The following is a 12639-nucleotide window of genomic DNA, read 5'->3' as shown; positions in this document are numbered from 1 at the left end:
GAATGGGTGGACTGCTGTTTTCTATTCTTTACCCGCTTTTCAGCTCCAGCAGTCCGGCAAAAACCATGAGCATATTAATGATAAAGTGCCAGAGAACAGCCGGGAGGAGGCTTCTCGACTGAACAGTCACAAGACCGTAAAACAGCCCGCCTACCGCAAATGCCAGGCAGATGAACCAGGAAAACCCAAGCGAATAATGCTGCAGTCCAAATCCAAGACTCGTCACAAGCAGGGCCGGACGATGACCAAGCAAGACAGAGAAGCGGCTTAACAGAAGACCCCGCCAAATCCATTCTTCTAAGGCCGCGTTTACGAGCGAGAACACAAGAGCCAGCAGCCAGACGCTTTTTGCATACGGCCAACCTTGTTGTACGATAAACGGCAAAAAAACCACCATATTGATCGAGAGGGCAATCCATAAAAACCGCTTTAACGTTGTTTCATGAAACGGCAGCTTGAATGGAGCCTGCCAGTCCACAGTCCGCAGGATACCCGGAGACGGCTTTCCCATTGCAAGCCATAAGGGCAGCGCAATGAAAAGCAAAGACGCCCGCTTAAGAAAAAGCTCCCACTCTCTCGGCTCTATACTTGAAACAATCTCGGTCGAAACGAACAAGTAAAGACTAAAGCCGGCATTAAATAAAACCGTGATCCATACAAAGGATTTGTTTTCGCCACTTCCTGAAGCATACAAAGAGGCGCCGAAAAACACGCTTACTGTAATGAGGACGTTCGATTGCAGCTGAACCGCTATAATACTCATAATAAACAAACCGGCTAACAAAAAAGCCCGGCTTCCCTGTGATTGATTAATCAACGTTTTCTCCTCATTGTTTTTCTTCATTTTACTTCTTTTGAAAGGAATTGGAAACACACAAAAGCCGTCCCCCTGGTGAGGACAGCTTCCGATTATGATTGAAAAACCCGGTCGATTTGATTAATTTCCTCCTGCGACAGCGTCACGTCAAGTGTTTTTAAATTGTTTAACACCTGCTCCGACCGTTTCGCTCCCGGAATAATGACATCAATCGCATCACGCGTTAAATACCAGGCAAGTACAACATGCGCCAGCTCCACACCTTTTGATTCCGCAATCGGACGAATTTGCTCGACTTTTTCCAGGTTCGACGCAAACACGTCTTTTTGGAAATAAGGAAGACCGCTGCGCAAATCATCAAAGGTAGCCGTTTGATCGTATTTGCCTGTTAAAAGACCTGAGGCAAGCGGGAAATAAGGAACAAAGGATATGTTTTGTGCTGTCATAAACGGGAACAGCTCCCTTTCCGCTTCACGCGCAAGCAAATTGTATTCCCCTTGAAATACATCTACATGCCCATCCTTATTCGCTTCCTTCAGCTGCTCCAGTGAAAAATTCGACACGCCGATGTGGCGGATCTTCCCGGCTTCCCTCAATTCCTGCAATGCGCCGACCGCTTCGTCCTTCGGTGTTTCTTCATCCGGGAAATGAATGTAGAACAAGTCGATATAGTCTGTTTGCAGGCGTTCAAGAGCTTCATCGACTGACTTTTTCAAAAAAGCCGGCGAGTTGTTTATTTTTTCACCCTCATCGGTTAAAACGTGTGCGGCTTTTGTCGCAATGACCGCTTCTGAACGATTGCCGCGCTCCTTCAGCACGTCTCCAATGAGTTCTTCTGACCGTTTTGGCCCGTAAATAAAGGCCGTATCTAAGAAGTTCACACCGTGATCGAGTGCTGTGCGCACCATCTGACGGCCCGCTTCTTCGTCCAAATTCGGATACAAGTTATGCCCGCCAACCGCGTTCGCACCAAAGCCAATCGGATTTACATAAAGATCTGTTTTGCCAATTTGAACCTTTTTCGTCATCAAGTATCGCTCCCTTTTCATTTTTCCACCCTTTTCCTATTACCAATAACCGTTGCAATTAAACATGTTCAGCTCTTCTCTCAACACTCCCCTATCATACCCATAATAGGTTATAATAGGAATTGATAAGGAGCAGATCGTCTAGGAAGCAATCAACCTATTTTTTCCGTTCATCTGCTGGCTGAAGCATTTTCTCAATTGAAAAAGGAATAGGAGGAATCCAAATGGAGCGGACACGTCGTTATTTTCTGCTAGCCTTCTTCTATGCGGCTGCGGGCGGAGTAGGATTATGGCTGATTGAGGAAATCGAAGGCAGCAAAATCATGACAAGTGAACACATCGACTTCGAACTTGATATGATTTGGATTGGCGGGATCAGCCTTTTCATAACAGTTGTGCCGCTTTTCATTGTGCCAATCACCGCCCTGCTCAATCGTTATGTCCCTCTTTTCATCATAAAGTGGGTGCTGTTCACGCTATTTAGTGCTGTTTTAGCCAACGTATTATTTGTTTACTGGTATCGGTATTTCGATGAATTTCCACTTCAATCTTCTACAGCTGTATGTATCTTCGCACTTGTGGGGAGTTTTTACATGCTTTTAAATGAATGGCTGCTTCGGAGAGAACAAACAAGTTAATACTATGCTTATTGCCTTGATTTTTCAGCCATTCTTTTAATCTCTTTTGCCCGCACGGCGATAAAACGTTCCATATACTTTTGAAGAAACAGACGATCAGCTATTTTTCCGATGATGCCTAACGGGCTTTTATAATCAAACCGATCCTTCATTACCGTAACGCCATTCGTCTCTGTAAAATAATGTTCATGAGTAAAAGAATGAAACGTACCTTTTACCATTACATCTGTAAAGTGATAGGGCGGATTCATTTCAGTAATATTGGCGGTGAGCTGCTGCCGAATGCCAAAATGAGTGGCTTCCCATGTCACGTGATCTCCCTTTTCCATTAGGCCTGATGTTTTGCCGCCGACCGCACGTTCATTGGTCTGTTTCGTTGACTCTACGTGAGCATCAACACTTCTCGCTAAATCAAAACAAGTATGAATTGGCGCATGAATATAAATTTCATGATTGATAACGGGCATTTCCATCTCCCCTTCCCACAATCATTGTAAATAGTATTGTGGCAAGGGACAACTGCTTTTTGATCTTTCGCTTGCCCTGTCCCATTTAACATTTAGAAAGGGTTGATTTCAAATGCTCCCTCGCTTTCTGGTATCTATAACCGCTTTTTTAACAGCCACTTTTGCAACGGTCTTGATCGGACATCTTTTTTCAGTTCCTTTTCTTCAGTTCCATTTCAGCAGCCATTTTACGTCTGAAGGCTTTACGATGGAAATGGGGTCGCTCATTCCCATTTTGATCGGGCTTGTGGCTAGCTTTGCGGCGGAGAAATGGTTCACTCATAGGAACAGCTATGTATAATAAGCGACTGTTTATCGTATCTTTACTCGTGAATCTCGTGTTGTCTGCTCTTGTCCTGTTCAGCTACATTCATTCAAAAAGATCAGCAGAAGAGCTGACGGCTTCGGCTGTTTCTGACAATTTGATCGCTTTAAACGGCCTTATTTCATCTCAGGAAAGCAACGGATGGGAGAGACCTGAAGTCGTGGTATCGCGAATGGGAGATGTTCTGACCGGACTGATTATTGCCTCAAGCCACGTTAGTGACAGCGGCTTTGTCGATCTAGGCGGTTCGAATGAGTTAAGAAAGCTTTACATTCAGCTTTCTTCTTATCCGAACGATGCCTTTTTCTTGCGGGAGCAGCCCGTTTTGAGCCCGCGTGAGCAGCAATCATTTGAGCAGCTTCAAATCGCGCTGACAGACGCGGGTCTTGGCATGAACATGACCACCTCGTCCGATTGGGAGGAAAACATACACACATACCAGTCATTAATTGATGCTCTTCAAACTAACGCTCAAAACGCCGACTAGCCGGACCACTTATCGTCCGGCTAAATACTTCGCGTATAAAATTGTATTTCTGGCTACATCGAGTTCGCAGTTAAACAAAACCGGCTCTCCCGGTCTCCAGTTCACTTCAAACAGCCACATTTTTTGCTGATGATCCAGTCCGATGTCAATACCCAGCTCATCAAACAATACATCTTTATACAACGATTCAAAGTGATGAGCGAAATCAAGGGCAAATCGCTCTAGTCTCTCGTTCACCTCACGCCAGCAATCCGGAAATTCCTTTTTTAAGATGTCATCCAGGTAGCCCGTATAGCCTCCGCTGCCAATATTGGAAATGATGCTCCCGATCGGTCCGATACGCGGATAAATAGAAGTGATCACCCACTCCCCGTCTCCGTTTTTTTGAACATGAAGCCGTAAATCATATACGTTGCCCGATTTTAAGCGGCAGGAAATAAACGGCTGCACAATATAGTCGTCGTTTTCCGTCAGCTCGGCGAACCATTTCATCAGCTTCTTTTTCCTGAACGAAAAAGAACGATCGCCTTCGAACAGCCGGTACCATCTGATGCTTTGCTTTTCAATCGTCACAATGCCTTTTCCCTGGTGGCCATATTTGGGCTTTAACAAAATCTTCCCGTACTGGCTGATCGCATGTGAAAGGCTGTTAAAATCCTTTGCTTCAATTGTCGGGATCAAATAGTGCGCAAATGTTTCTCCTTTTTGAATCCGGTGATACACCCGCAGCTTGTTCCCGATGGAGTGGCTTGTGAATGGGATGTGTTCGTATAAAAAATCATACATCTCTTCTGCGTCATCATCGGGCGGAGCACTCGCATTATAAATGACGTCAGGAAAAGGAAATTCTTTTTCAATCCATTCTCCGTTTTCATATATTTTTCCGCAAATCCTCTTTTTTTCCTTGATCACATTTTGAGGCGTGAAGTAGAAAAACGGCACACCCTCCATTTTTGCGGCTGCCGCGTATGCGTATGCTTTTATTACGCTCCGCGGATCCTCCCGGAAATGAAACATCCCGATTAACGCCATATGAAAGCCACCTCATCCTGTTATTCCGTCTTTTCAGCTTATGAACGGAAACACGGAAATGTGAATTGTTTTTTTACATCACATTTTCAAATCGTAATGATTCTTCTTTATCATACTTTTCCTCTCAGGCGAATACGTTTAACCGAACCATTCAGAAAAAAGGAGGCTGCTATGAACCATACCACTTGGACCCAACTATTACCTTTCATCTTCATTCTGTTCATCGTCGTCTGCTTCGCCGTTCTTATGGGTACGGACGTCATTTCGTTGCAAAGCATGACTTCACAAATGCCTCCATCCCTTTTAGAAATGAATACAATCTTTTTAAGCATTTTTATCGAAGCGGTCCCCTTTGTGCTGATTGGTGTGCTGATTGCCGGGTTTATTCAAATGTTTATCAGTGAAGATCATGTGGAAAAATGGATGCCTAAAAACCGGGTTGCAGCTGTTTTCATGAGCTGTGTGATCGGCGCTTGTTTTCCTGCCTGCGAGTGCGGTATTGTGCCGATTGTCCGGAAGCTAGTCTCAAAAGGCGTGCCCATCTACGCCGGCGTCGGTTTTTTACTGACAGGACCGCTGATCAATCCGATCGTGATTTTCTCTACGTATATGGCGTTTGGCAACGACCTGAAAATAGCCGCTCTCCGGATGGGCGTCGGATTTGCCGCAGCCTTGATCATTGCCCTGCTGGTCAGCCTCTTTTTTAAAAAGAACCAATTAAAAGGGCAGACGGGTACGATGGAAATTCATGAGCACACACAGCCCGCTTCTTTTTTCAAACGGATTTGGCATATGCTTGGACATGCCATCGATGAATTTTTTGATATGGGCAAATACTTAATTATTGGCGCGTTTTTTGCGGCCTTTGTTCAAACGTATGTCGCGGCGCAGACCCTTCTTCAGGCTGGAGAAGGATGGGTCTCTTCTACGCTTGTGATGATGGGTCTGGCGTACTTATTGTCGCTTTGCTCGGAAGCGGATGCCTTTATTGGCGCTTCTTTCCGTAACCTATTTCCGACATCCTCTATTCTTGCCTTTTTAATTTACGGTCCGATGATTGACTTGAAAAACACGGTAATGCTGGTCAGTGTCTTTCAGCTGAAATTTGTTTTTTCACTCATTTTCTTTATTACCTTGACCGTTTTTGCTTGCACGAGCGCCTTAGTTTGGCTGTGAAAAAGGAGGAATCACGAATGACGTTTCAATCCAGTCATGCGCTTAAGGCGGTGATGCTGGCCACTTTTGCTTATTTTCTCGTTACTCTTCATGCAAATGGAGACATCGTTAAATTCGTGAATCCGAAGTACAATCTGCTCAGTCAATCAGCCGCCTGTCTGTTTTTCTTTCTTTGTGCCATTCAGGTTTTTCGGATCATAGGGAAAAGCACTCACGTCTGTCATCACGGGTGCAATCATCGTTCTCCTCGTCCCAAAGTGATCATTTCATACGCTGTTTTATTTTTTCCGTTGATCACTGGGTTCTTGCTGCCTCCACAAACTCTTGGGGCTGCTATTGCCGCAAAAAAAGGAACTGTATTAACATCAAGCAGCTCATCTGCAGCACACGAAGGGCTGCAGGCTGCCAGAAAGGAAATGAACCAGGCCGAATATGATCAAGCGCTAGAGAGGATGGAAAAGGAACCCGTCATCCATTTAAAGGAGAATGTGTTTGAGCCCTACTTTACAAGAATTAGTACAGAGCCCCAAAAATACGAGGGTCGAAAAGTGAAAATGAGTGGTTTTGTTTATAAAGAGGATGGATTTGCTGACAATCAGCTTGCTTTAACCCGTTTTTTAATCACCCATTGTGTAGCGGATGCAGGCAGTATTGGATTTTTGACAGAACTGGAGGATGCGCCCTCCATCGAACAAGATACGTGGCTGGAGGTGGAAGGAACCATCGAGCTGACACACTATGATGGCGCAGAAATGCCCATGCTGAAAATCGTTTCCTGGAAAGAAATTGATGAACCGAAGGAACCTTACGTGTATCCCGTGTATATCAAAATTATGTAAAAAATCCGGCTTCCTCATCGGGAGCCGGTTCTTTATGTACTAGCGGATGGTTGAATCAAACAGCATATGGACAGTGAAGTTATTCGTTTGTCCGGAATGGCCTTTCTTCGCTTTCGAAAAACGAATATCAAGCTCAACTTCCTGCTCGTTTCCACCAGCATTCAACACGACAATCTCTTTTAGCGCCGCGTCCAAAAAGGAGTGCTCAAAGCAGATCAGCGGTTTTACATTTATTCGAGCCATGGTTGCCTTTCCTTCTTTCTACAGACAGTCAAGAGTTCATTATAGCAAAAGACTCCCTTCGATGAACACCCTTTTCCCCGTAAAAAAAGCCTCTATTTTCATAGAGACTTTGCTTTTTACGCTTCCTCTGCTTCAATAAAAGCAGCGGACACTTTTTCGAATTCATCATCTTCGTCTACGATAATCAACTGCTCATCGTTTTCAATTCGGAAAAAGAACACATCGACTTCATCGCCTGTTTCCTCTTCAATGTCGCCTGTGAATCCGGCTGCGGCATAATCCGTGCCCTCTATTGTCATTGTGCCAAGCACCTCAATATCCTGCTGCTGATCATTTTCGTCTACGAATGTAAACACATCGCCTACTTGAACTTTTTCCACGTTGCATGCCCCTCTCTGCTTTGCTCAAAATAATGTCTGCACATACTCTACCCCATCTTACCTCTTTTCATAAGCGGCGGTCTACTTTGGGCACATTTAAAAAAGGTTCGCTGTCTCTTCCTGTTTGACACTCCACACTTTTTTCACTTCGTCCTTCTGCTGAATAACTGGAGCTGCCGGTAATAATACACGCACTGTTGTCCCTTTGCCGATCTCGCTTTTAATATGCAGTTTCCCTTTATGATGATCAATGATTTTAAAGCACGTCATCAAGCCAAGGCCGGTTCCTTTTTCTTTCGTTGTATAAAACGGCTCTCCAAGCGTAGGAATTCGATCTTGTGGTATTCCCACTCCCTGGTCGGTAAACGCAAACGAAACGTTCCCCTCTTTGGTTTCCTCTACCTCCACACGAATGAAACCTCCGCCGGGCATCGCTTCAATCCCATTTTTTAAAATATTGATAAATACTTGTTTTAATTGATTTTCTTCACAAACAATTGCCGGAATCGGTGTTTGATAGGCAACGTTAATTTGGACATTGTCCATGATCGCTTGTGAGTTGATAAGCGCTACCACGTCCTCAAGGAGCGGCTTTACATCCGTTTTTTTAATCTTTACTGCATTTGGCTTGGCAAGCACGAGAAATTCTCCGACAATGGCGTTGATGCGCTCTAGCTCAATTAATACAATTTTCAAAAACTCCTTGTGATCCGGCTGGTCTATTTCCGCATGAACAAGCTGGATAAACCCTTTGATGGACGTAAGTGGATTTCTAATTTCATGTGCAATTCCCGCCGCCAGCTGCCCTACCACCGCCAGCTTTTCCGATTTTTGCAGGAGAGATTCGGTTTGAGTCTTTTGATCCGTCACATCTTTTCCAATATACAAAACGGCTTCTTTTCCTTCAAATAAAATGGAAAGGGAAGAAAATTCATAAAAAATCGTTTTCAAATGAAGACAGGCAAGCTTGCATACCGTATAGACGGAAGAAGATTGGCCAAGCTCTTCTTTTTGTCTGCCGCTTGTCAGCCTTTCAGCCTCATTTGCATCCATTAGTTCAAGGAGAGAGCGGCCGTGTAATTCGCTTTTTTTGCGGGCACCAAGCATGACTTCCGCTGCCTTGTTGACATAAAGGATGTTAAAATTGCGATGAATGATCACGGATTCCGGAAGCATCTCGATTAATTCCCGGTAGTTTTCTTCGCTTTGTTTTCGCCTCAGCTGATCATATTTCAGCTTGTCATAATGCCAGCCGACAAACCAGGCAATTGAAGTCGCAATGATAAAGTCGATGGATTCCTTGTAAAATGGATCATGAAAAATGAGCAGTTGAAAAACCGTAAAAAGAACAGAGACACCAATCAACATCAGTTGGCCTGTTTTCTTCATATGAAAACTCCCCTCGGTTACATTCACTTTTTCTATCCTACATCACAGCATATATATTTCTTATTTTGCAACAGAAAAAAGGAAAAGCCTATTTTTTTCATTCGACAATTCCCGACATGAATGGCTCTGATCCTTAACAATTGACCTCCGCGTTCCCTCTTTACTTTCGCACGTGGAAGCCGATAGAAAAAAAGGGAGGTGATTTTTTTGGATATCGCCGCACTATCGATGGGCATGAGCAATGCGTCCCTTGGCCAAAGTGTCAGTCTGGCGCTGACGAAGCAAACGATGGATTTAGCGCAGCAAAACGCCAGCCAAATGGTGCAAATGCTTCAGCAGGCACCCCACCCGACTCTTGGGAAGTCCATCGATTTGAAGGGATAAGAAAAAGCGGATTCAGCTGAATCCGCTTTTTGGACATGCACAAAAAAGCCCGGCATCTGCCGGACTCATTCGTGCATCATTTAGAATAAACTGCTGAACAGCATATATTGGTCTCTCAATTTTTCATCGTCGGATTTGTCGGCTGCTTCTCTTGTGATGTCACGCTCTCTGGCTAAAATGTAGACTCCGTCGTCTTCTGCGGCCATCTTTGTCAGAATATGCACTGCCTGAAGGTCTGCTGCACCAGGTTGAAGCTCGTGTAACGAAGTCATTTTTCATTTCCTCCTCTTGGTTCAGTTTTTCCAATGGACAACCTACTGAAAGAATGAAAGAAAACTCGACAATAATCCAATAATCCCTTACCCGTACCGGCCCCACCTACGCCAAATACACTGACGGCCACCATTGCCATCCTTCCCGTGTCAATCTTCGGGAGGATTGACTCTTTTTATCTACCCACTCTTTTTATTTGTTAAACACTCTTTTTCTACTTTTTTTAAAATCGGTGATTTGGAACTTGCATCCTGATGTGTACATCCTTTCAACCCTCCCTTATACTTTACAAAAAGACAGAAAAGGATTTGTTTGGATGCATTCCTATACCTTTTTAGAAAAAATTTTATTTTTCCCGCCGTTTTGGTTGAATAAACAAAAGCTGCACAGCTGCTTATCGGGTAAGACGATGCTGATCACGGGAGCGAGCTCGGGTATCGGCAGGCAGCTGGCGTATTCACTGGCACATATTCCTCTTCACCTCATTTTGGTTGCGCGCCAGGAGGAACAGCTTATAACCATAAAAAAAGACATCGAACAGTCTAAAGCGAAAGTAAGTATTTTTCGAGCAGACTTGCGAAACCATGAAGAAGCAGAGCAGCTGCTGGTGTTTCTTCATCGGCTTCCGGATGGACTTGATATCTTCGTAAGCAATGCAGGTCTTTCGATTCAACGCTCTATTCAAGATTCACTGGACCGTTATCACGATTTTAGCCGAACAATGGCCATTAATTACTTTGCGCCTGTACAGCTCCTTCTGTCTATCATTCCACTGCTTCAACAAAACAATGGTCATGTGATTAACATCTCTACCATTAATACGAGACTTCTGCCTGTTCCATACTGGGCGGCCTACCAGGCATCTAAATCCGCTTTTGACACATGGTTTCGCTCTGCATCTCCTGAACTTGAGGCGATGCGTATTTCGACAACGTCCATTTACTTGCCTCTAGTGAAAACACCAATGATCGAGCCGACAGCCGCTTATAAACAGATGCCCGCGATGTCTTCAGAGCATGTGGCTGCTATTATTGGAAAAGTTCTGTACACCAAACAGCGCACCTTTTCGCCCTGGTGGCTGATTATCGGTGAGACGGCTTCCGTTCTTTTCAGAGGCACGTGGGATCGGACAGCTTCTCGTTTCGCCACCAAAAGGAGGAAGCGCCAATGAATATCATGACACTGGTTCTCGTTTTGGCTAAAATGAGATGGCTTACTCCAAAAGGTCTTTTCCTGCTTCTTGCAGCCGTTCGAAAAGAAGGCGTAAATGTTATGCTCCTGCTCCACGTGGCTGCGCGCCTTTTCGGCGATAAACCCGCACTCACGGATGATTGGGAAACTGTTGATTACAGGCAGCTGTTTACACGGTCCCGTACGCTTTCCATTCACTTTTCTCATGTATACAAAATGAAAAAAGGACAGAAAATTGGCTTTTTATGCCGGAATCATCTTTCTTTCGTAACCGCCCTTTTTGCGGCGTCACGGATAGGTGCGGACCTTTATTTGCTGAATCCGGACGCCGGGAAAAATCGTTTAAAAGAGATGATGCAGCATCACGCCTTTGATGTTCTCGTCCATGACGAGGAATTTGCACCTCTTTTAAATGCGTTCTCCATTTCAGCTTGTAAAAAATTTATTCGTTCGAGTACCCTTCAAAATGCAATTGCTGATGAAAATGGAATTCTCCCCCGCTCCTCGTCAGGAAGAATTGTGCTGCTGACAGGAGGAACGACCGGAAAGCCAAAAGAAGCAGTCCACCGTCCATCAATCCTCGCTTACATCAGTCCTTTTTTCACACTGGTCCAGCGTCTTGAACTGCACCATCGCCAAACGGCGTTCGTTGCTACGCCCCTTTTTCACGGCTACGGCATTGGCATGTTACTGTCGATGATCGCTCTTGGGAAAAAAGTCGTGATCAGCAGTGACTTCAAGGCCGATAAAGCATGTACCATTATAAAAAAACAACGCATTGATGTTGTGTCTGTGGTTCCACTTATGGTACATAAGATGCTGGATTGTCGTGTTCAAGACTTGCAGTCACTCGTCTGCATTGCATCGGGCGGTGCCGAGCTTAATCCAAAGCTGGTTCAGTCTGTTTCCGACCAGCTGGGAATGATCCTGTACAATTTATACGGAACGTCAGAAGGTGGCCTGCTGAGCATTGCCACGCCACAAGAATTAGCTACTTTTCCCGGAACGGCTGGCCGGAAGATCAGAGGAATTCAGTTAACGGCGTGCAATGAAAAAGGACAGCAATTAAAACCCGGAGAAATTGGACAGCTGTGCGTGAAAAGCAAAAACGGCTGGGCCCAAACAGGGGATGTTGGCTGGCAGGATGGTGCCGGTTATTACTATTTGTGTGGGCGGACAGACGACATGATTGTTTCGGCTGGAGAAAATGTGTATCCACAAGACATTGAACGGGTGCTCAGTTATCACCCTGGCATTGACGCTGCAGCCGTAATTGGTATACGTGATGAACGATTCGGTCAAAGGCTGGCAGCGTTCGTCCAGCCCGCTCCTCACCTATCACTTACGACAGAAGAACTGCTCAGCTGGCTGCGTCCTCAATTAGCCCGGTTTCAACTGCCAAAGGAAATCATCTTTGTGCAAACAATGCCTCACACTGCGCTCGGAAAACTGGATAAAAAGGAGCTTGAAAAGCATTTTTCTTCGACAGGTGAACAGCAGCTTCCGCTTACATAGATCTTCCAAGACGGACATCCATTGCTGTTTTCACGACGTCATAGTGATGGCCCTGCAAGCTCTCCAGACAAGTTAGCAAATGAAACGGCTCGTGTCCATTCCACAAATGGAGAGCGAGCCGGCCAAGCTGAATGGCGCCGGCACTCAGATCGTATGCAGAATCATCCTCTTCCCACTGGATAATCCAGTCAACCGGCGTTTGCTGCTCATCAAGATGATGAACAATATGCTCAAACACCATCGGCACTGCCAGCAAGTAGCAGGCTGCGGCATATTCCGGATCATATTCGGCATACTCCCATTGAAGCTGCGTTAATTTATAGTTGACGGCGTGATGATCATCGACAAAATACATACACATCGTTATCGCTCCTTTTTACGTTTTCCCAATGGTCACTTCCTTCCAATATACCCAA

Annotated in this window: 16 protein-coding genes; 7 read left to right on the top strand and 9 right to left on the bottom strand. The window is 45.0% G+C overall.

Annotated elements, in window-relative coordinates; genetic code table 11:
* Nucleotides 1-28: 28 nt before the first annotated feature.
* Both BW952_RS11865 and BW952_RS11860 read right to left on the bottom strand, forming a co-directional pair.
* Entirely contained in the window at nt 29-817 is a 789-nt protein-coding gene (locus tag BW952_RS11865; RefSeq protein WP_169714105.1) for a CPBP family intramembrane glutamic endopeptidase, read from the bottom strand.
* A 92-nt stretch (nt 818-909) separates the two neighbouring features.
* Nucleotides 910-1845, bottom strand: a complete 936-nt coding sequence (locus BW952_RS11860) for an aldo/keto reductase (RefSeq protein ID WP_045851968.1) — start codon at nt 1843-1845, stop codon at nt 910-912.
* A 224-nt stretch (nt 1846-2069) separates the two neighbouring features.
* On the opposite strand from BW952_RS11860, the gene BW952_RS11855 reads away from it, so the two are divergent.
* On the top strand, nt 2070-2483 hold the full coding sequence (locus BW952_RS11855; protein ID WP_045851969.1) for a hypothetical protein: 414 nt from the start codon (nt 2070-2072) through the stop codon (nt 2481-2483).
* An 8-nt stretch (nt 2484-2491) separates the two neighbouring features.
* Here BW952_RS11855 and BW952_RS11850 read toward each other — a convergent pair whose 3' ends face one another.
* A complete protein-coding gene (locus BW952_RS11850; protein WP_045851970.1) occupies nt 2492-2950 on the bottom strand; it encodes an SRPBCC family protein in 459 nt (152 codons plus the stop codon).
* 332 nt (nt 2951-3282) lie between these two features.
* Here BW952_RS11850 and BW952_RS11840 point away from each other — a divergent pair, with 332 nt between their 5' ends.
* A complete protein-coding gene (locus tag BW952_RS11840) occupies nt 3283-3801 on the top strand; it encodes a hypothetical protein (RefSeq protein WP_045851972.1) in 519 nt (172 codons plus the stop codon).
* Between the two features lie 9 nt (nt 3802-3810).
* Here the strand turns inward: BW952_RS11840 and BW952_RS11835 are convergent, their stop codons facing one another.
* Nucleotides 3811-4833: a YheC/YheD family endospore coat-associated protein gene (locus BW952_RS11835; protein ID WP_045851973.1), complete on the bottom strand. Its 1023-nt coding sequence runs from the start codon at nt 4831-4833 to the stop codon at nt 3811-3813.
* 171 nt (nt 4834-5004) lie between these two features.
* Here BW952_RS11835 and BW952_RS11830 point away from each other — a divergent pair, with 171 nt between their 5' ends.
* Nucleotides 5005-6009 (top strand): permease, encoded by a 1005-nt coding sequence (locus BW952_RS11830; protein ID WP_045851974.1) that lies wholly within the window; start codon nt 5005-5007, stop codon nt 6007-6009.
* A 17-nt stretch (nt 6010-6026) separates the two neighbouring features.
* Entirely contained in the window at nt 6027-6848 is an 822-nt protein-coding gene (locus BW952_RS11825; RefSeq protein WP_045851975.1) for a TIGR03943 family putative permease subunit, read from the top strand.
* A gap of 39 nt (nt 6849-6887) precedes the next feature.
* Here BW952_RS11825 and BW952_RS11820 read toward each other — a convergent pair whose 3' ends face one another.
* The 3 genes from BW952_RS11820 to BW952_RS11810 all read right to left on the bottom strand — a co-directional run bounded on the left by BW952_RS11820 (nt 6888) and on the right by BW952_RS11810 (nt 8860).
* Nucleotides 6888-7091, bottom strand: coding sequence for a hypothetical protein (locus tag BW952_RS11820; RefSeq protein WP_045851976.1), 204 nt, complete (start codon nt 7089-7091; stop codon nt 6888-6890).
* Nucleotides 7092-7207: 116 nt separating this feature from the next.
* Nucleotides 7208-7471 carry a DUF1292 domain-containing protein gene (locus BW952_RS11815; RefSeq protein ID WP_045851977.1) on the bottom strand — a complete coding sequence of 88 codons (264 nt, stop codon included), beginning with the start codon at nt 7469-7471 and terminating at the stop codon, nt 7208-7210.
* 96 nt (nt 7472-7567) lie between these two features.
* Nucleotides 7568-8860: an ATP-binding protein gene (locus BW952_RS11810; RefSeq protein ID WP_076496296.1), complete on the bottom strand. Its 1293-nt coding sequence runs from the start codon at nt 8858-8860 to the stop codon at nt 7568-7570.
* Nucleotides 8861-9067: 207 nt separating this feature from the next.
* On the opposite strand from BW952_RS11810, the gene BW952_RS11805 reads away from it, so the two are divergent.
* Nucleotides 9068-9244 carry a YjfB family protein gene (locus BW952_RS11805; RefSeq protein WP_076496295.1) on the top strand — a complete coding sequence of 59 codons (177 nt, stop codon included), beginning with the start codon at nt 9068-9070 and terminating at the stop codon, nt 9242-9244.
* An 80-nt stretch (nt 9245-9324) separates the two neighbouring features.
* Here BW952_RS11805 and BW952_RS11800 read toward each other — a convergent pair whose 3' ends face one another.
* Entirely contained in the window at nt 9325-9516 is a 192-nt protein-coding gene (locus BW952_RS11800; protein ID WP_045851978.1) for a hypothetical protein, read from the bottom strand.
* Between the two features lie 317 nt (nt 9517-9833).
* On the opposite strand from BW952_RS11800, the gene BW952_RS11795 reads away from it, so the two are divergent.
* Both BW952_RS11795 and BW952_RS11790 read left to right on the top strand, forming a co-directional pair.
* On the top strand, nt 9834-10688 hold the full coding sequence (locus BW952_RS11795) for an SDR family NAD(P)-dependent oxidoreductase (RefSeq protein ID WP_045851995.1): 855 nt from the start codon (nt 9834-9836) through the stop codon (nt 10686-10688).
* Nucleotides 10685-12223 carry an AMP-binding protein gene (locus tag BW952_RS11790; protein ID WP_052698513.1) on the top strand — a complete coding sequence of 513 codons (1539 nt, stop codon included), beginning with the start codon at nt 10685-10687 and terminating at the stop codon, nt 12221-12223. Before BW952_RS11795 ends, BW952_RS11790 begins: the two co-directional genes overlap by 4 nt.
* Here BW952_RS11790 and BW952_RS11785 read toward each other — a convergent pair.
* The gene (locus BW952_RS11785; RefSeq protein ID WP_045851979.1) at nt 12216-12584 is read right to left on the bottom strand and encodes a DUF2538 family protein; all 369 of its coding nucleotides are present in this window, start codon (nt 12582-12584) and stop codon (nt 12216-12218) included. The genes BW952_RS11790 and BW952_RS11785 overlap by 8 nt on opposite strands.
* Between the last annotated feature and the right edge of the window lie 55 nt (nt 12585-12639).

This window comes from Domibacillus enclensis, assembly GCF_900156125.1.
In the GTDB taxonomy this organism is placed as follows: Bacteria; Bacillota; Bacilli; order Bacillales; family Domibacillaceae; genus Domibacillus; species Domibacillus enclensis.
Note: the sequence above shows the minus strand (reverse complement) of the source record. Positions and strands in the feature narration are given on the sequence as shown.

Bases quoted from the DNA above. Each gene is read 5' to 3' on its own strand.
- BW952_RS11860 (WP_045851968.1), bottom strand. From the start codon at position 1,845: ATGACGAAAAAGGTTCAAATTGGCAAAACAGATCTTTATGTAAATCCG.
- BW952_RS11855 (WP_045851969.1), top strand. From the start codon at position 2,070: ATGGAGCGGACACGTCGTTATTTTCTGCTAGCCTTCTTCTATGCGGCT.
- BW952_RS11850 (WP_045851970.1), bottom strand. From the start codon at position 2,950: ATGCCCGTTATCAATCATGAAATTTATATTCATGCGCCAATTCATACT.
- BW952_RS11840 (WP_045851972.1), top strand. From the start codon at position 3,283: ATGTATAATAAGCGACTGTTTATCGTATCTTTACTCGTGAATCTCGTG.
- BW952_RS11835 (WP_045851973.1), bottom strand. From the start codon at position 4,833: ATGGCGTTAATCGGGATGTTTCATTTCCGGGAGGATCCGCGGAGCGTA.
- BW952_RS11830 (WP_045851974.1), top strand. From the start codon at position 5,005: ATGAACCATACCACTTGGACCCAACTATTACCTTTCATCTTCATTCTG.
- BW952_RS11825 (WP_045851975.1), top strand. From the start codon at position 6,027: ATGACGTTTCAATCCAGTCATGCGCTTAAGGCGGTGATGCTGGCCACT.
- BW952_RS11820 (WP_045851976.1), bottom strand. From the start codon at position 7,091: ATGGCTCGAATAAATGTAAAACCGCTGATCTGCTTTGAGCACTCCTTT.
- BW952_RS11810 (WP_076496296.1), bottom strand. From the start codon at position 8,860: ATGAAGAAAACAGGCCAACTGATGTTGATTGGTGTCTCTGTTCTTTTT.
- BW952_RS11800 (WP_045851978.1), bottom strand. From the start codon at position 9,516: ATGACTTCGTTACACGAGCTTCAACCTGGTGCAGCAGACCTTCAGGCA.
- BW952_RS11795 (WP_045851995.1), top strand. From the start codon at position 9,834: ATGCATTCCTATACCTTTTTAGAAAAAATTTTATTTTTCCCGCCGTTT.
- BW952_RS11790 (WP_052698513.1), top strand. From the start codon at position 10,685: ATGAATATCATGACACTGGTTCTCGTTTTGGCTAAAATGAGATGGCTT.
- BW952_RS11785 (WP_045851979.1), bottom strand. From the start codon at position 12,584: ATGTGTATGTATTTTGTCGATGATCATCACGCCGTCAACTATAAATTA.